Source organism: Streptosporangium sp. NPDC049078 (assembly GCF_040648855.1).
Classification (GTDB): domain Bacteria; phylum Actinomycetota; class Actinomycetes; order Streptosporangiales; family Streptosporangiaceae; genus Streptosporangium.
Genome location: NZ_JBEZEL010000005.1, coordinates 348,411 through 365,982 on the forward strand (window position 1 = coordinate 348,411; position 17,572 = coordinate 365,982).

Here is a 17,572-nt window from a genome sequence, read left to right on the forward strand (position 1 = left end):
GACAAAACTCCGCGACCACACTGTGGATCGATAAGGAGGCGATGGGCCGCGCCGGCGTCGGAGAGAGGAACCGTCCGATCGGGGTGCGGCCATCGCGCGGGAGACCCTGCCGACGTCACGGAGGTGACGCTCGGTCCAGGTCGAGCACAGCCTGCGCTATGGCGATCCGGTGGCAGTGGTCGCGGACGGCGGTGAGCGCGGCCTCATTGGCCGCGAAGCCTCAACGCGACGACGGTGGCCGGCCACCGGATGACCGGTGGCTAGCGTCTGGATGCCTCGGGGCTGGACATAGGCGCAAGTTAGCAACGCCGGACGCGTCATGTCCAGCCGTTCGGCCGAGAGCTCCTTGAGAACGATCTTTTTCGCCGCGGTCCGGTTCTGAGGGCACCCTGATGGGCGGCCGGGCTGTCAGCCGGTGATGGTGCCGAGGGCCGCGACGAGGTAGAGGCCTCCGGCGGAGGAGACCGCGAGGCCGGCGGCGGCCGGAGCCCAGGCCATCGCCGTGGAGGCGAGTGACCACCGGTGGGTTCCGTGGGTCAGCAGGGTGAGGCCGCGGATCGTCACGATGCCCACGCCGGTCAGGGTGAGGGCCATCCCCACGCCGAAGGCGGCGACGAGGGTGACGGCGTCGAAGGCCCGGCCGGTGAGCAGCCCGCTCATCAGGACGACGAACGCCGACGGCGAGGGCAGCAGCCCACCGGAGAGGGCGAGGGCGACGAGGCCACGCCGCGACCAGGGATCCGGCCCGTCCTCGAACTGATGCCCGTGCCCGTGCCCGTGCCCGTGGCCGTGGCCGTGGCCGTGCCCGTGGCCGTGCCCGTGCCCGTGCCCGTGGCCGTGCTGGGCCTGCGCCCGAAGCCGACGCCCTCGCAGGTGGCGGTAGGTCAGGTGGATACCGACGCAGATCGTGATCACGCCGGCCAGCACCTGCATCCAGGCGGTGACGCTCTTCGTGCCGAAACTCGCGGCGCTGCTCAGCCCCACCCAGGCGAACGCCAGCACCAGCACCGAGAAGGTGTGCATCAGGGCGACGATGACTCCCAGGCGCAGCGCGTCACGGTAGGTGCCCCGGGTGCCGACCAGGTAGGCCGCGGTGACGCTCTTGCCGTGCCCGGGGGCGACCGCGTGCATCGCTCCGGCGACGAGGGCGACGGCGAGGACCGCCCAGAAGACGCCCCTGTTGTCGAAGAGCGAGATGAACCGGCTCTCGAAGCCGCTGAGCTCCGTCATGGTCGCCTACCTGCCGTACTCGTCGTGCCCGTCCTGCGCCGGGTCCGCAGCATGGTGAACGCGCCCGATCCGGCCAGCAGCACCGCGGCGCCGACGGCGACGCCCGTCGTCTGCCAGGACGTGCCGGCCGCCGCCGTGCCGGAGAAGATCAGGCGCTGGGTGCCGGCCGCCTCGGTGAAGAGGATCCGTTCGGGGGTGGCGGGTGTGTCCGCGATGAGCACCGTCCGGTACGCCGTGTTGAGATCGGTGAGGGCGGCGACGGTCACCTCCACCTCGGTCACCGGACTCCGGCACTCGAAGACGAACCGGGCGCCGTCGACGAGCAGCGCCCGCAGTTCCTCCAGCCGGCTCCGGCACGGCCGGCCTGCCTGGGCGACGGTGATCTTCTCCAGCAGGTAGTCGCGGAGGGCCGTTGAGCGCTCCAGTTTCTGCTCACCGGTCAGTTCCGTCGAGACCGTGCCGGTGGAGGGGTCCTCGAACGCGCCGAGCGACTGGCCGAGCGCGACCCAGTCATCCTCGGCGGGGAGCCACGAGATGGTCACCTGCGAGCCGTCGGCCCCGATCCGTGCGGTGGACGGCGGTCCGAAGGGATGGGCGGAGGCTGGGGTGGCCCAGCCGACCAGGGCGCCGACGAGCAGCGCGCCCGCCAGCGTACGGGCGTGGATTTTCAATGCGTTTCCTGTCCGACGGGGCTCCGGTACGTCCGAGGGACGGGGCCGCCGCGGCGGCGTCCCCGTCCCCGGGAAGGGCTACTTCTTGTTGACCGTGACGGCCGGGCTGGTGATCTCCTGGTTCGCGCTGTCCAGGTGGACCACGTAGGACTCGCCCTTCTTCAGGCTGCTCGGCACCTTGAAGGTGTAGGTGAGACGACCCAGCTCATCGGCCTCCCGCGTGCCGACGGGGACGGTGTCGTGCCCCTTTCCGCGCTTGTCGTCGCCCGCCTTCCTCATGACGACGGACACCCGCTCGGCGGGGTCGTAGCCGTACGCGGAGATCGTGAGCTCGCCGCGGTGCTCGACGGCGGTCTTGTCGACGGCGACCTGCTCGCCGACGGTGTTCTCCGCGGTGCGGACCTCGTTGACGGTGCGCTCGCCCTTGGCGTTCTTCCGGACGACGAAGCCGTCGTGGTGCTCGCCGTTGGCGTAACGGGCCTCGAACGTGATCTTGTCGGCCTCGATGTCGATCAGCTGGTAGAGCTGGGTGTTCTGGCTCTTGCTGACGACCTCGGCGCCGTTGCCGGTCCAGTTCTCGCCGTTGTTGAGCGCGTACATCTTGCCGCCGGAGACGGACACGACGTAGGCGACACCGTTGTTGACGGTGACGGACTTGCGGGCGGTCGCCACGTTGCCTCGGCCGTAGGAGTGGTCGTGGCCCTGGAGGACCAGGTCCACGCCGTACTTCTCGAACAGCGGGCCCCACTGGCCGCGTACGGCGGGGTTGTTGCGGGTGCCGGTGGTGGAGTAGACGGGGTGGTGGAAGGTCACCACGGTCCACTTGTTCGGGTTGTCCTTGAGCAGACCCTCCAGCCAGGTGGTCTGCGCGGCCATCAGCGTGGCGTTGCTCTGCACGTTGGTGTCCAGGCCGATGAAGCGCACGCCCTGGTAGTCGACGGTGTAGGCGGTCTGCTTCAGCTCAGGGTTACCCGGTCCGTTGTCCGGATAGGGGAACTGCGGACGCCAGAAGGTGGACAGGCCGCCGCTGTACTCGTGGTTTCCGGGGATCGAGATGTTGTTGACCTGGCTGTCGATGAAGCCGGCGGCCTTGTACCACTGGCCCCACTGCTCCTCGTTGTTCGCGTTGTCGATGAGGTCACCGGCGTTGACGATCACCTTCGCCTGCGGGCGGTCGGCGAACGCCTGGCGGAAGACGCGCGGCACCGCGGAGTCGATGTAGTTCTGCGCGTCGCCGTAGTAGATGAACGAGAACGGCTGGAGGTCGGCCGCCGCGGTGGTGAAGTCGCTCCACTCGTTCCAGTTGGTGCCGTCGCCGACCCGGTAGCTGTAGCGGGTGTTCGGCTTCAGGCCGGTGAACTCGACGGTGTGGTAGACGGAGGCGTACCCCAGCGTGGTGTTGACCGGGGTGGTGCTGAGCGCCTTGACGGTGGCGACCGCGCCCGCGGACGGCGCGACGTCGCCGAGCGCGCGCGGGGCCTCGAGGATCTGGGCCTGAGCCGACTCGGCGTCGGTCACGGCCCGCCAGGTGACCTTCTGGCTGGCCGCCGGCGTGGTGGTCGGGGTGAGGATGACCCGGTCGGGCATGGGGGAGGGCTTGTGGATATCGGCGGCGGGGTACTTCGGCGGCGCGGCCGCGCCGAACGCCACCGGGCTGAACGCGAGGCCGCCGGCGATCAGCACGCCCGCGCTCACCGCCGTCAGCCTGGTACGCCGGGATCCGGCGGATCGGGGCAGTTTGGCTTCGCCCATCATGAGCTCTTCTCCAGGGAGGGATCGCATTCCACCGAGGGAGTGTGGTGGACGTCGGTATTGATCCAAAAAAGAAGGACAAAAGCTCATATAGGGGGTTACATCAGGATGAACACCTCCTCTTATGTATCTCTAGCCCCAAAAGCCCCATTGATGTCGCCAGAAGGTCATGCGCTCGACGCCTTCCGTTGCCCTCGCGTTCGCTGGAACACCCCTAACCTCGGGCGAGCGGGCTCGGCTGAGGCGGAACGCGTGCGCCCGCTTCACGACCCGCGTCACACGGCAGGTGGCCTCGCCCGGGTTTCGACGGGTCCGGTACGCGGCGTCGTGCCCCGTTTCCCCGGAGCGGGCGAGACCGACGTTCCCGAACGAGAGGTGCTCGATGATCGGCCCCCGGCAGGCGGGTGACCGGCGGTCAGCCCGCCGGACATTGCTCCCCGGCCTCGTGGTGCTCGGCGCGCTCTTCCTGCCGTCGTCCACGGCGGGTTCGACGGGACCGACGATCAAGGACGAGACCTTCGTCACCGCGGAGACCGGCGGGCTTCTGCACATCGAGGCGGGGGAGTGTTTCACCGACCCGGCCTACTCCCCGGAGGCGGGCGAGGTCGTCGTCCTCTACACGCCCTGCAAGGAGCGGGCGGCCAACCAGTCGTACGGCTTCGTGCACGCCCCCGACGGTGAATGGGATCCGGCCGCGCTGACCGTGTTCGCCAGGGAGAGTTGCCGGCGGGGGTTCGACGGCAACTGGAGCGGCGCGTCGGCCTCGGGTCTGGACTTCTACCCGGTCATGCCGACCAGGAAGACCTGGGCAGGCGGCGACCGCGACGTCATGTGCGTGGTCTACAGCCCGCAGGGGCCGATGGACGGCTCGGCGCTCCCCATGGCGAGTTGGTGACCGAGGGATCGTCCGTGAGCTCCCCGGTGCACCGCGAACTTCCTGGCCTCGCCGCACCGCCGGATAAAGCCGCACTGCCGGATAAAGGCCGGTAAATCAGCCCAATGGTGTGCGGGACAACTCGATATCTGTGGAAATCCTTAGCGCCGGTGTACCCAGTATCAAGGCTGTCGCCCTGTCGTACCTGAAGCATGAGCACACCCAGGAGGTCCCCCATGACCACCCCGCAGCGGATCTCACTCTGGCATGACGTGCTCGCCGTTAGCCGAAGCATCAGGCTCAGCATGGCGTCGCCGGAGACCCGTGCCAAACGTGCCTACGAGATCTTTCCGCCGAGCACCTGGACCGCGCTGAACGAGCACAGTTCGTACCTCAATTTCGGCTACTGGCGTGATGGGCCCGACACGCTCGACGACGCGTGCGAGGCGCTGGCGGAGAAGCTGGGGGACGCCGCGGGCTTTCGGGAGGGCGATCGCATTCTCGATGCCGGGTTCGGATACGGCGACCAGGACTTCATGTGGTTGGAGCGGCACGATCCAGCGAAGATCGTCGGATTGAACGTGACGCCGACGCATGTGCGGATCGCTCAGGAGAAGGCCCGCGCCCGCGGTCTGGATGATCGGCTGATCTTCCAGGAGGGGTCGGCGACCGCGATGACGTTCGAGCCCGGTAGCTTCGACCGGGTGGTCGCCCTGGAGTCGGCCCTGCATTTCCGGACCAGGGACGAATTCTTCCGCCAGGCTCACCACGTCCTTCGACCGGGCGGGGTGCTCGCGACGGCGGATGTCGTGCCGTTGAACGTCGACAACGGCGGCCGCCGAGAGCTTTTCTCCACTTCGGTCCCCGAAGAAAACCTGTACGACGGCAACGAGTATGTCGCCCGCCTCCGGGCCGCCGGATTCGCCCATGTCCAGTTGACCTCCATCCGTGACCACGTTTACGAACCGTGGTGCAAATGGGCGGAACGGAAGCTGGACGACCAGGCATTTCAGCAGAAGGTCACCTGGGTCTACCGCCGCTGGTTGCATCGCGAGCTGGCCGACGACACGCGTATGCGGCAGAAGTTCGCCGGCTTGGACTACGTCATCGTCGTCGCCGAGAAGTCGATGTGAGGGCCGGAACACCGAATGTCGGCCCGAGAAGCCGGAAGGCCGCCAAGGCTCCCGAGCTGGGACTTTGGCGGCCGTTTGCCGTGATCGGCCCATAGATGTCATGGGCGGTGGTGGACGATACAGGGATTGAACCTGTGACCTCTTCCGTGTCAGGGAAGCGCTCTCCCGCTGAGCTAATCGTCCGCATGGAAAGGACCAGAGGTGGAGACGGGATTTGAACCCGTGTAGACGGCTTTGCAGGCCGTTGCCTCGCCTCTCGGCCACTCCACCGGAGTGAGAGCCCGAAGACCCTTCGAGCGGAAGACGGGATTCGAACCCGCGACCCTCACCTTGGCAAGGTGATGCTCTACCACTGAGCCACTTCCGCGTGTTTCCTCCGGGTTTCGTACCCGGTGGCGACGAGAGAACTCTAGCGGGTTTTCCCGGCGGTTGTGTAACCGCGCGTTCAGCCGCCGGCCCCGTGGCCGTCGCGCGAATCCGCCGACCGGCACCCGGGCGGCGGCACCCGTCCGCGGACTCCCACACGGTGCGGGTCCAGGCGGGCATCCGGCCAGGTGGGCGTTCAGCCCTCTCGTTCAGCCGTCCTGCTCAGCCGTTCTGCTCAGCCGTCCTGCTCGGCCGGGCGGCGCAGCTGGCGCGTGACCACGCGCTCCACGGCGGGCAGGGTGAGGAAGATCTCCAGGATGCGGGTGAGACGGTGCACCTCGATGCGGTGGAAGGCGGGACCGTCGGCGCGGGCCAGCAGGAAGGTGAGGGCGAGCGGGGGCAGCGGGGCGGCGATCACGTGCAGGCCGGAGTCGAGGGTGAAGGCCCTCGGACGGGCGGGGGTCTCGTCGGGGAAGGGCACCTGCTCGGGGGCGCGCCAGCTGGAGTGGACGACCGTGCGCGGGCTCTTCTCGGTCGCCGCGGCCGCCCAGTCGGCGCTGAACAGCACGGGCATGGAGTCGATCAGGGTGGCGAGGGCGCGGTCGCCCGCGGTGGTGATGTATTTGAGGATCTCCAGCTCCGGATAGGTCCCCGGCGCCTCGCGCGTGCCCCAGATGCCCTCGATCCTCACTCCCGGAACGCTCTCCAGCCCTTCGACCAGGCTTTCCCTGGGGGCTGAGTCGGGCCAGTAGACGGTGATGTCGTCCAGCGCCTGGCCCTCGCCCCGGTCGAGGACGACCACCTGGGTGATGTCGGCGCCCGCGACACCGAGGACGCGGGTCACCTTCCCCAGCGAGCCCGGCTGGTCGGGCAGCGCGATCCGCAGTCGCAGCAGCATCCGCGGCCTCCCATGTCACGTTGATCCACGCAGGGACACAATACCCAGCGACGATTCGTCCCGCTCGTCGCGGTGCGGTAGAAAAGCCAGGTGGAGTCGTTGAAGCTGGGATCACTGGAGGTGTGGCCGCCGGTCGTCCTCGCCCCGATGGCAGGGATCACCAATGCGCCCTTCCGTACCCTCTGCCGGGAGCAGGGCGGCGGATTGTTCGTCTGCGAGATGATCACGACGCGGGCACTGGTGGAACGCAACCCCAAGACCTTGAAGATGATCCGGTTCGAGCCCGAGGAGAGCCCTCGCAGCCTCCAGCTGTACGGGATCGACCCGGTGACCGTCGGCAGGGCCGTCCGCATGATCGTGCAGGAGGACCTCGCCGATCACGTCGACCTCAACTTCGGCTGCCCGGTGCCCAAGGTGACCCGCAAGGGCGGCGGCTCCGCGCTGCCGTACAAGCGGAACCTGTTCCGGTCGATTCTGCGCGAGGCCGTGGGCAACGCGGGGACGCTGCCGGTGACCGTGAAGATGCGCAAGGGCATCGACGACGACCATCTGACCTACCTGGACGCCGGGCGGATCGCCGTCGAGGAGGGCGTCTCCGCGATCGCGCTGCACGGCCGCACCGCGATCCAGCACTACGGCGGCACCGCCGACTGGGAGGCGATCGCGCGGCTCAAGGAGAGCGTGACGGAGATCCCCGTGCTCGGAAACGGCGACATCTGGAGCGCCGCCGACGCGCGCCGCATGATGGACGAGACCGGCTGTGACGGCGTCGTCGTGGGCCGGGGCTGCCTGGGCCGCCCGTGGCTGTTCGCGGACCTGGCGACCATGTGCGAGGGCGGGGAGGAGCGGCGCAGGCCCCTGCTGGGCGAGGTCGCCGCGACGATGGACCGGCACGCGACCCTGATGGTCGACTGCTTCGAGAGCGAGCGGCACGCGGTGGTCGACTTCCGCAAGCACGTCGGCTGGTATCTCAAGGGCTTCACCGTCGGTGCCGCCCTCCGCCGCCGCCTGGCCACCTCGGAGAGCCTGTCGGACCTGCGCGAGGGGCTCGCCGAACTCGACGCCGCCCAGCCGTGGCCCGACGGCGTGGACACCCCCCGGGGCAAGACCAACCCGCGCGACCGCGTCCAGCTGCCCGCCGGGTGGCTGGACGACCCCTATGATCTCGCGGTTCCCAGCGCCGACGCCGAGAGCGACACCTCGGGCGGCTGACGCCGACGGCGAGCCGGGTCTCCGACGGAGTCATCTGCGGTCCTCTGCGATCCTGTGCGGTCCTACGCGGTCCTCGGTGGCCCTCGGTGCTCCTCGGTGTCGGCTCGGCCCGTCACACCGGGGGCCGGGGCGGAACTCCGGTCGTCACGGGGCCGTGCTCGGGGGCGTCGGGGCGGCGGGGCGGCGCTCGGACGGCATCGGGAGATCCATGGTCTCCTTCCGCTTGGGCCGCGAGCCGTGTCACGCCCTCGTTCCCGGGTACTCCGAGTCGTGTGAACGTGTGGGGCAAAAGAGATGACATGGTGGTCCACGGCAGCGAGCCGTACAACGCCGAGGCTCCGCCGGGCGCCCTCGCCGATCACATCCTCACCCCGCTCGACACCTTCTACAGCCGCAACCACGGCCCCGTCCCCGACCTGGATCCGACCTCCTGGCGCCTCACCGTGGACGGTCTGGTCGAGCGCCCGCTGACGCTGTCACTGGAGGAGCTGCGTTCCGAGTTCTCCGAGGTCACGCTGGTGGCGACCCTGCAGTGCGCGGGCAACCGCCGTGCCGGTCTGGTCGAGGTCCGCGACATTCCCGGTGAGGATCCGTGGGGGCCCGGAGCCACCTCGACCGCGCGCTGGAGCGGTGTCGGCCTGGCCGAGGTCCTCGCCCGCGCCGGGCTGCTTCCCGGGGCCGCGCACATCGCCTTCGCCGCCCCCGACGTCTCCGAGCTCGCCGATCCCGCCCAGCCCTACGGCGCCTCCATCCCGGTGGCCAAGGCCGTCGGCGGAGACGTCCTGCTGGCCTGGGCGATGAACGACCGGCCGCTGCCCAGGGCCCACGGCGCCCCGCTCCGCGTCGTGGTCCCGGGCTGGATCGGCGCCCGCAGCGTCAAGTGGCTCCAGCGTGTCACCGCGCGGGAGGAGCCCTCCGACAACTACTTCCAGGCCGTCGCCTATCGCCTGCTGCCCTCCGGGGCCGATCCCGCGAAGGCGGGGCCCGGTGACGGTATCTCCCTGGGGCCCGTCGTCCTCAACACCGCGATCCTGAGCCCCGGCGACGGCGACCGCACGCGGCCGGGTCTCACCCGGATCACCGGCTACGCCTACGCGGGGGACGGCCGTACCGTCGCCCGCGTCGACGTCTCCCTCGACGAGGGCGAGACCTGGATCCAGGCGGACCTCGGCGAGCAGGTGGGGCCCTGGGCGTGGCGGCACTGGCACACCGTCGCCGAACTGGGGGAGGGCGAGACCGTGATCGTCGCCCGCGCGTGGGACAGCGCCGGTGCCACCCAGCCGGAATCGCCCCGGCACGTGTGGAATCCCAAGGGGTACGCCAACACCTCCTGGTCCCGCGTCCGCGTCACCTGCGCTCCCTGAGGGGACACGCGGGGACGCGCGGGGATGTGTCGGGCCGCACGGGCCGCGTCGCCGCGGGCGAACGCGGCCGATGATCGGCCCCGGGCGATCGGGCGGCGTGTGTCAAGGGCGGGCCAGGTCGCGGCGGAGGTGTTCGGCGGTGAAGGAGCCGGGCTCGTCGAGGAGACGGGACGGCGTGCCCTCGAAGATCACGGTGCCGCCCTGGTCGCCGCCGTCGGGGCCGAGGTCGACGACCCAGTCCGCCTGCTTGATCACGTCGAGGTTGTGCTCGATGACGATGACCGTGTTGCCGCCGTCCACCAGGCTGTCCATGATTTTGATCAGGTGCTCGACGTCCGACATGTGCAGCCCGGTCGTCGGCTCGTCCATCACGTACACGCTGCCCTTCTTGTGGAGTTCCCCCGCCAGCTTGATCCGCTGGCACTCGCCCCCCGACAGGCTGCTGAGCGGCTGACCGAGCCTGAGGTAGCCCAGGCCCACCTCGTTCAGCGTTTCCAGGACGCGCAGTGGTCTCGGCTCGGTGAAGAATTCCGCGGCCTCGCCGATCGTCATCTCCAGCACGTCGGAGACGGACCTGCCGCGCAGCGTGTGCCTCAGGATCTCGGGCCGGAACCGTCGTCCCCGGCACACCTCGCACACGGACGTGATCGCGTCCATGAACGCCAGGTCGGTGTGGATGACCCCGAGCCCCTGGCATTCGGGGCAGGCGCCCTTGGAGTTGAAGCTGAACAGCGCGGGGCTGACTCCGCCCGCGGCGGCGAAGAGCCCGCGGATCTCGTCCATCAGCCCGGTGTAGGTGGCCGGGTTGGAGCGGATCGAGGTGCCGACCGCGGCCTGGTCGATCACCACCGCCTTCGGATGCTCGCCGAGGAACACCTCGTTGACCAGGGTGCTCTTGCCCGATCCCGCGACCCCGGTGACCACGGTGAGCACCCCGGTGGGAAAGGACACCGTGACGTCTTTGAGGTTGCGCGCGGTGGCCCCGGTGACGGTGAGCGCGCCGGTCGGCTCCCTGAACGAGGCCTTGAGCGGCGGATTGCGGCGCAGATGCCGCCCGGTGAGGGTGCGGGCCCGCCGCAGGCCCTCGACGCCGCCCTGGTAGACGATCTCACCGCCGTGCGTCCCGGCGCGTGGCCCGACGTCCACCACGTGGTCGGCGACCTCGATCACGTCGCGGTCGTGCTCGACGACGAGCACGGTGTTGCCCTTGTCCCGCAGCTCGCGCAGCAACTCGTTCATGCGCGTCACGTCGCGCGGGTGCAGTCCGATGGTCGGCTCGTCGAAGATGTACGTCATGTCGGTCAGGCTGCTGCCCAGGTGCCTGACCATCTTGATCCGTTGCGACTCCCCGCCGGAGAGGGTGGGCGTCGGCCGGTCCAGGCTGAGGTAGCCCAGGCCGATGGTGACCAGGTGCCGCAGCCGCTTCAGGATCGCCGGGACCATCGTCGCCGCGACCGGGGCGTCGATCTCCGCGATCACGCCGACCAGGTGCCGGACCTCCATCGCGGCCAGTTCGGCGATGTTGCGCCCGCCGATCCTGCAGGCGAGCGCGGCCTGGTTGAGCCTGGCTCCCGCGCACAGCGGGCAGGGGCGCACCGAGGTGAACGCCGCCATCGCGTCCCGGCTCGCGGTGCCCTCGACGTCGCGCCTGACGTGGAGCCGGTCGAACCTCTCGACCACGCCCTCGTATCTCTGCGGGGCCGTACCGCCCCGCTCCTCGAAGGTGACGTCGGCCTCGCTCCCGTGCAGCAGCGTGTCCCACTCGCCCTCGGTGTAGTCCGCCAGCGGCCTGTCGTTGTCGAACAGCCCCGAGTGGGCGTAGATCTTCCACTGCCAGTTGCCGGCCCGGAAGCCCGGCAGCAGGATCGCTCCCTCGTTGAGCGACTTCGTCCGGTCGAAGGCGAGGTCCACGTCCAGGGCGATCTTCCGGCCCACGCCTTCGCACTCCGGGCACATCCCGGCCGGGTCGTTGAAGGAGAACGCGTTGGAGTAACCGGTGAACGGCGTGCCGGCGCGCGAGTAGAGCAGCCTCAGCAGCGGGTGGATGTCGGTGACGGTGCCGACGGTGGAGCGGGAGTTGCCGCCCAGTCGCCGCTGGCCGACGACGACGGCGGCCGAGAGGTTGCCGATGGCGTCGGCGTCCGGTTGGCCGTGGTGGGGCAGGCGGTTGCGGGCGAAGGAGGTGAAGGTCTCGTTGAGCTGGCGCTGCGACTCAGCGGCGATCGTGTCGAAGACGATGGAGGACTTGCCCGACCCCGACACACCGGTGAAGACCGTGATCCGCTTCTTGGGGATCTTCAAGGAGACGTTCTTGAGGTTGTTCTCCCGGGCTCCGGTTATCTCGATGTGGCTCATTTCCGGCACGCTATCCACGGTTTAGGTCAGATCCTGGCCGCGATCGGTGGCATCGTGAACGACATGGCGGACACCACGGGACGGGTGCTGAGACTGCTCTCGCTGCTGCAGGCGCACCGGGAGTGGCCGGGCCCCGAACTGGCCGAGCGGCTGGAGGTCAGCCCGCGCACGCTCAGACGCGACATCGACCGCCTGCGCGAGCTGGGCTATCCGGTGCACGCGACCACCGGTCCCGCGGGGGGATACCGGCTGGAGGCGGGCACCGCCATGCCGCCGCTGCTTCTCGACGACGAGGAGGCCGTCGCGATCGCGGTGGGCCTGCGTACGGCGGCGAGCGGCACGGTCGCCGGGATCGGGGAGACCTCGGCCCGCGCCCTGGCCAAGCTGGAACAGGTCCTGCCCTCCCGGCTGCGCCTGCGCGTGCACACGCTGCAGACGCAGACGCATCCGGTCGCGCCGATCTGGGCGGTGCCCACGGTGGAGGCGGAGACCCTCGCGCTGCTGGCCAGGACCTGCCGGGACCGGGAGCGGATCCGCTTCGGCTACCGCCGCCGCGACGGGCAGCAGGGCGGCCGGATCGCCGACCCGTACCGGCTCGCCTCCACCGGGCGGCGCTGGTATCTCGTGGCGTGGGACATCGGCAGACAGGACTGGCGGACCTACCGGGTGGACCGGCTCACCTCACCGCTGGGCACCGGCGTGCGCTTCCCGCCGCGCGAGCCGCCCCCCGGCTATGTCGAGGAGTCGATCGTCGCCCCCATCAGCCGCCACCGGGCGGTGGTCGTCGTGCACGCACCGGCGGCCGTGGTCGCCGAGCGCTTCTCCGGACCCGGCTGGGTGCTGGAGGAACTGGACGAGCACAGCTGCCTGCTGCGCACCGGCGGCGACTCGCTGGAGTGGCTGGCGCTCACCGTCGGGCAGCTCGGCCTGGACTTCACCGTACGGGAGCCGCCGGAGCTGATCGACCACATCCGGACGCTGGCCGCCCGCCTTCAGGCCTCGACGGAGCCGCCGCTGCGCCAGTAGACGTTGCTCTCCCTGCTGAGCATGCCCTCGTCGACCAGGTAGCGGCGCAGGGCCGCGTAGTCGTCGTGGAAGGCGCGCAGCGCGACGTTGACCTCCTTCTCCGGGTAGCGGACGCCCGGCTCGAAGACCTGGACCACGTAGTCGAGCACGACCAGTTGCTTGTCGCGCTTGGTGGGGATCGCCCGCAGTCGTCCCTCGACGAGGAAGGACTGCAGGACCCTCTCCTCCGGGGAGGCCGGGGTGGCGGGTCTCGCCGTGGCGTGCAGCAGCTCACGGAAGCGCTCGCGCCGTACCTCCCACTCGCCGTCCTCTCCCCGTACGGCCAGCCCGCCGCGTTCCAGGCGGTCCAGTGCGCGCCTGACCGCCTCCCTGTCGAGTCCGGACTCCTCCTCCGGCTTGCCGCCCAGCGCCAGGGCGGCCAGCACCTTCAACGTGTCTTCCTGGTACAGCAGGCCCAGCACCTGCCTGATCGCTTCGTCGCTCATCCGGTCATTCTTCTCGGTCCCGCCTGATATTTCTGCGCGCACGGACGGTCTTCCTCCGCCGAGCGCCCCTGCCTGCGCCGGCAGGGACGTGGCGAGGGACGGTTCAGAGGCGGTTCAGGCCGATGACGTGGACCACCGCGCGGCCCTCCTCGTCGGAGGCGGCGAGGTCCACCTGCGCGTCGATGCCCCAGTCGCCGTCGCCCGCGGGGTCGGAGACGACCTGGCGGACACGCCAGAACTCCTTCTCCTCCTCGATGCGGAGCAGGCCGGGGCCGCGGGCGTCCGGGCCGGTGCCGATCTCCTCGTGGTCGTCGTAGTAGGCGTCGAGCGCGGCGCCCCAGTCGACGTCGGGTGCCAGCCGCTCCAGCTCCTCCTCGTTCTCCAGGGAGGCGAGCTCGATGAGGCGGAACATCGCGTTGCGGACCAGCACGCGGAACGCGCGGGTGTTGGCGGTGACGGGCTTGGTGCTCTCCTCCAGCGAGGGCGCCTCCACCTCCCCGGTCGGGTTCTGCAACTGCTCCCACTCGTCCAGGAGGCTGGAGTCGACCTGGCGGACCAGCTCGCCGAGCCACTCGATGAGGTCGACCAGGTCCTCGGTCTTGAGGTGCTCGGGGATGGTCCGCGACAGGGTGCGGTAGGCGTCGGCGAGATAGCGAAGCACGGTGCCCTCCGAGCGCGTCAGCTCGTAGAACTGCACGTAGTCGGCGAAGGTCATCGCCCGCTCGTACATGTCGCGGACGACGCCCTTGGGGCTCACCGTGTAGTCGCCCACCCAGGGGTGGCCGCGCCGGTAGGTCTCGTACGCGCCGAGCAGCAGGTCGGCGAGCGGCATCGGATAGGTGACCTCGGCCAGGCGCTCCATCCGCTCCTCGTACTCGATGCCGTCGGCCTTCATCAGCGCCACCGCCTCGCCGCGCGCCTTGTTGAGCTGCGCGGACAGGATCTGGCGGGGGTCGTCGAGGATGGACTCGATGATCGAGACCATGTCCAGGGCGTAGTTCGGCGACTCCATGTCGAGGAGTTCGAGGGTGGCGAGCGCGAAGGTGGACAGCGCCTGGTTCAGCGCGAAGTCCTCCTGCAGGTCGACGGTGAGACGGGCCATCCGGCCGTGCTCGTCGGGCTCGCTCAGCTGCTCCACCACGCCTCCGGCCAGCAGCGACCGGTAGATCGCGATGGCCTGGCTGATGTGCCGCCGCTGCCACTTGCGGTCCTCGTGGTTGTCGGTGAGCAGGTGGCGCATGGCCGCGTAGCAGTCGCCCGGCCGGTTGATCACCGCGAGGAGCATGGCGTTGCTGACCTTGAACCGGGAGTTCAGCGGCTCGGGCTCGGCGGCCTGCAGCTTCTCGAAGGTCTCCTCGCTCCAGCCGACGAAGCCCTCCGGCGGCTTCTTGCGGGCGAAACCGCGCCGCCGTTTGGGATCGTCGCCGATCTTGGCCAGGGCCTTCTCGTTCTCCACGACGTGGTCGGGGGCCTGGCAGACGACGTAGCCGATGGTGTCGAATCCGGCGCGCCCGGCCCGCCCGGCGATCTGGTGGAACTCGCGGGCGCGCAGTCGCCGCACCTTGGTGCCGTCGTACTTCGACAGCGCGGTGAACAGTACGGTCCTGATCGGGACGTTGACGCCGACGCCGAGCGTGTCGGTGCCGCAGATGACCTTGAGCAGGCCCGCCTGGGCGAGGCGTTCCACCAGGCGGCGGTACTTCGGGAGCATCCCGGCGTGGTGCACGCCGATGCCGTGCCGCACCAGCCGGGAGAGCGCCTTGCCGAACCGGGTGGTGAACCGGAAGTGGCCGATCATGGAGGCGATCGCCTCCTTCTCGGCCTTGGTCGACATGTTGATGCTCATCAGCGCCTGCGCCCGCTCCATGGCCGCGGCCTGGGTGAAGTGGACGACGTAGACGGGATATTGGTTGGTGGTGAGCATCTCCTCCAGCGTCTCGTGGAGAGGGGTGAGCCGGTAGGAGTAGACGAGCGGGACCGGGCGCTCGGCGTTCTTCACCACCGCGGTGGGCCTGCCGGTGCGCCGGGTCAGGTCCTCCTCGAACCTGGTGACGTCTCCGAGGGTCGCCGACATCAGAATGAACTGGACGTTCGGCAACTCCAGGAGCGGCACCTGCCAGGCCCAGCCGCGGTCCGGCTCGGAGTAGAAGTGGAACTCGTCCATCACCACCTGGCCGATGTCGGCCGCGGCGCCGTCGCGCAGCGCGACGTTGGCGAGGATCTCCGCGGTGCAGCAGATGATCGGCGCCCCGGGGTTCACGCTCGCGTCGCCGGTCATCATCCCGACGTTCTCGGTGCCGAACACCGCGCACAGGTCGAAGAACTTCTCCGACACCAGCGCCTTGATCGGCGCGGTGTAGAAGGTGCGCACGTCCCTGGTGAGCGCGGTGAAATGGGCTCCGGCGGCGACCAGGCTCTTGCCCGAGCCGGTCGGGGTGGCCAGGATCAGGTTGTTTCCCGACACCACCTCGATAAGAGCCTCCTCCTGCGCCGGGTAGAGGGTCAGCCCTCGCTCGGAGTTCCATTCGACGAAGGCGTCGAAGATGGTGTCGGGGTCGGCGTCGATCTCTTCTGGCAGGCGGTCTACAAGGCTCACGGTTCAATACTGCCGAAGAACTTGAGGTGGTCGGACCGGAGGCGGTCGCGGATCACCTTACATTCCAGGTAAAGTGCGTAACTTTGTGTAGTTATGGCTGCTTTTTTCGGCATGGATGCTGATCAAATTAGATGACCACGCCGTCGGCTCGTCGGCCCGGCACACTCGGTACGCCCCGGCGCCCACGAGAGGGGAGGGCGCGGCGGGAGGAGCCGGTGAGCGCCAGACCCGCCACGATCGCGCCCGCCCCGAGCAGGGACGCCGTCCCCGGCACGAAACCGTTCACCGTGAACGTGAGCAGGCCCAGTCCCACCAGCGCGGTGGCCAGCAGGATCCTGACCGTCCCGCCGGTGTACGGCCCCGTCGCGGGAGGCGTCTCGAACCTGGCGAACCCCCGGAGCAGCGGCCACATCGCCAGGGCCAGCATGAGCAGCCAGTGGGGCCAGCCGGACAGCCAGGCCGACGTCCCCGGCTCGGGAGTGGAGATGCCCAGACCCACCACGACCACCGAGACGATGACGAACAGCGCGCTCATGTGCCACAGGTAGAGGGTCATCATCCGGCAGCCGGCCCAGTCCAGAGCCCGCGAGACCCCCGGCCACTCCGCGAAGGAGACGATCCACCGGCGCAGCGCCAACGCGAGCCCGATCTGGCCCACCCCGACCGAGAGCAGCGCGACCGTGGGGGGCGCCATGTTGGAGACGGAGGCCCCCGGCATCCCGATCATGCTGAGCGGGTAGGGGCCGAAGGCCGTGAGCACCGCGCCCAGACCGTACCCGGCCAGGGCCAGGACCCAGGGACGGCGCAGCCGGCCGTCGACATAGAGGAAGCCGAGCTGGTGCACCGCCAGCCAGACCAGCACGATGTTGGGGAGACCGGCGATGTCCAGGCCGCCGGTGAAGCGCAGGACGTCCACCGCCACGGCCCCCGCCGCCAGCGCGACCGGCACCCGCCAGCCGTACACCATGTTGAGCCTGAGCATCGGCGTCGTCGCCGCCACCGCGACGAGATAGATCGCGAGGAACCAGAGCAGCTGCCCGGCCAGCCGTGAGGCCGTCATGACCGGCTGCTCGGGAACGCCGAGCGCGAGGAGCAGGTGAGGCAACGGCAGCCAGACCGCCGCCAGCGGGACCACCGGCCAGGCCAGGCGGCGCAGGCGTCCCGCCAGCCACGCGGGGGTCGCCTCGCCGCGCCTCGCCGCGCTCCGCCGGCTGATCGCGTTGGCCGCGCCCCCCGCGAAGAACACCAGCGGCATCACCTGGCTGAACCACGTGATCATCCATCCGTTCCCCACGGCCAGCGCGTTACCGGTGGAGATCCGGCCGTCGGCGAAGGAGAGCAGCGGCATGCTCCAGTGCTGAAGCACCACCAGGACCATGCCGAACACGCGGAGCACGTCGATGAACGGGTCACGCGCGGCGCGCGCGGAGGCCGGGCGAGGCGCCGTACGGGGGAGCGGGACGGCTGTCACGGGCGCGGTCGCCACCGAGTTCGCGGGAGCCGACGCCGCGGTCGCCGCCGCGGTCACGGGTCGCGGCGCCGTCGGAGACACCGACGTAGGCGCTGCGGGAGGCGCTGCCGAACCAGGGATCACGGCGGTCAAGGGGATC

13 protein-coding genes and 3 tRNA genes are annotated in these 17,572 nt (G+C 69.8%); 5 read left to right on the top strand and 11 right to left on the bottom strand.

Annotation, left to right across the window (positions count from 1 at the left end):
* Positions 1 to 408 precede the first annotated feature (408 nt).
* The 3 genes from AB0B90_RS10685 to AB0B90_RS10695 form a co-directional block, all read right to left on the bottom strand.
* On the bottom strand, positions 409 to 1,230 hold the full coding sequence (locus tag AB0B90_RS10685; RefSeq protein WP_362922118.1) for a hypothetical protein: 822 nt from the start codon (positions 1,228 to 1,230) through the stop codon (positions 409 to 411).
* Positions 1,227 to 1,901 carry a hypothetical protein gene (locus AB0B90_RS10690; protein WP_350943803.1) on the bottom strand — a complete coding sequence of 225 codons (675 nt, stop codon included), beginning with the start codon at positions 1,899 to 1,901 and terminating at the stop codon, positions 1,227 to 1,229. The genes AB0B90_RS10685 and AB0B90_RS10690 overlap by 4 nt, the downstream gene beginning before the upstream one ends.
* 78 nt (positions 1,902 to 1,979) lie before the next feature.
* On the bottom strand, positions 1,980 to 3,653 hold the full coding sequence (locus AB0B90_RS10695) for a metallophosphoesterase family protein (RefSeq protein WP_362922120.1): 1,674 nt from the start codon (positions 3,651 to 3,653) through the stop codon (positions 1,980 to 1,982).
* Positions 3,654 to 4,035: 382 nt separating this feature from the next.
* On the opposite strand from AB0B90_RS10695, the gene AB0B90_RS10700 reads away from it, so the two are divergent.
* Together AB0B90_RS10700 and AB0B90_RS10705 are read left to right on the top strand one after the other, a co-directional pair.
* Positions 4,036 to 4,548 (top strand): hypothetical protein, encoded by a 513-nt coding sequence (locus tag AB0B90_RS10700; RefSeq protein ID WP_362922122.1) that lies wholly within the window; start codon positions 4,036 to 4,038, stop codon positions 4,546 to 4,548.
* Positions 4,549 to 4,763: 215 nt separating this feature from the next.
* Positions 4,764 to 5,660, top strand: coding sequence for a methyltransferase domain-containing protein (locus tag AB0B90_RS10705; RefSeq protein WP_350943799.1), 897 nt, complete (start codon positions 4,764 to 4,766; stop codon positions 5,658 to 5,660).
* Positions 5,661 to 5,768: 108 nt separating this feature from the next.
* Here AB0B90_RS10705 and AB0B90_RS10710 read toward each other — a convergent pair.
* The 4 genes from AB0B90_RS10710 to AB0B90_RS10725 form a co-directional block, all read right to left on the bottom strand.
* Positions 5,769 to 5,843 (bottom strand) — tRNA-Val (locus AB0B90_RS10710).
* 16 nt (positions 5,844 to 5,859) lie between these two features.
* A tRNA-Cys gene (locus AB0B90_RS10715) sits at positions 5,860 to 5,930 on the bottom strand.
* Positions 5,931 to 5,955: 25 nt separating this feature from the next.
* Positions 5,956 to 6,027: transfer RNA gene (locus AB0B90_RS10720), tRNA-Gly, on the bottom strand.
* A 234-nt stretch (positions 6,028 to 6,261) separates the two neighbouring features.
* The gene (locus tag AB0B90_RS10725) at positions 6,262 to 6,924 is read right to left on the bottom strand and encodes an amino acid-binding protein (RefSeq protein WP_350943798.1); all 663 of its coding nucleotides are present in this window, start codon (positions 6,922 to 6,924) and stop codon (positions 6,262 to 6,264) included.
* Between the two features lie 90 nt (positions 6,925 to 7,014).
* Between AB0B90_RS10725 and dusB the strand changes: the two genes are divergently transcribed.
* Both dusB and AB0B90_RS10735 read left to right on the top strand, forming a co-directional pair.
* The gene (gene dusB, locus AB0B90_RS10730) at positions 7,015 to 8,136 is read left to right on the top strand and encodes a tRNA dihydrouridine synthase DusB (protein WP_350943796.1); all 1,122 of its coding nucleotides are present in this window, start codon (positions 7,015 to 7,017) and stop codon (positions 8,134 to 8,136) included.
* Between the two features lie 299 nt (positions 8,137 to 8,435).
* On the top strand, positions 8,436 to 9,500 hold the full coding sequence (locus tag AB0B90_RS10735; protein WP_362922125.1) for a sulfite oxidase: 1,065 nt from the start codon (positions 8,436 to 8,438) through the stop codon (positions 9,498 to 9,500).
* 102 nt (positions 9,501 to 9,602) lie between these two features.
* On the opposite strand, the gene AB0B90_RS10740 is transcribed toward AB0B90_RS10735, so the two are convergent.
* Positions 9,603 to 11,855 (bottom strand): excinuclease ABC subunit UvrA, encoded by a 2,253-nt coding sequence (locus tag AB0B90_RS10740; RefSeq protein ID WP_350943793.1) that lies wholly within the window; start codon positions 11,853 to 11,855, stop codon positions 9,603 to 9,605.
* 63 nt (positions 11,856 to 11,918) lie between these two features.
* On the opposite strand from AB0B90_RS10740, the gene AB0B90_RS10745 reads away from it, so the two are divergent.
* The gene (locus tag AB0B90_RS10745; RefSeq protein WP_350943791.1) at positions 11,919 to 12,881 is read left to right on the top strand and encodes a YafY family protein; all 963 of its coding nucleotides are present in this window, start codon (positions 11,919 to 11,921) and stop codon (positions 12,879 to 12,881) included.
* Here the strand turns inward: AB0B90_RS10745 and AB0B90_RS10750 are convergent.
* The 3 genes from AB0B90_RS10750 to AB0B90_RS10760 form a co-directional block, all read right to left on the bottom strand.
* Positions 12,848 to 13,366 (bottom strand): DUF2087 domain-containing protein, encoded by a 519-nt coding sequence (locus AB0B90_RS10750; RefSeq protein WP_350943789.1) that lies wholly within the window; start codon positions 13,364 to 13,366, stop codon positions 12,848 to 12,850. The two genes, AB0B90_RS10745 and AB0B90_RS10750, sit on opposite strands and share 34 nt — an antisense overlap.
* A gap of 103 nt (positions 13,367 to 13,469) precedes the next feature.
* Complete coding sequence (locus AB0B90_RS10755) at positions 13,470 to 15,962, bottom strand: DUF3516 domain-containing protein (RefSeq protein ID WP_350943787.1); 2,493 nt, start codon at positions 15,960 to 15,962, stop codon at positions 13,470 to 13,472.
* A 127-nt stretch (positions 15,963 to 16,089) separates the two neighbouring features.
* Positions 16,090 to 17,490 (bottom strand): acyltransferase family protein, encoded by a 1,401-nt coding sequence (locus AB0B90_RS10760; protein WP_362922128.1) that lies wholly within the window; start codon positions 17,488 to 17,490, stop codon positions 16,090 to 16,092.
* Between the last annotated feature and the right edge of the window lie 82 nt (positions 17,491 to 17,572).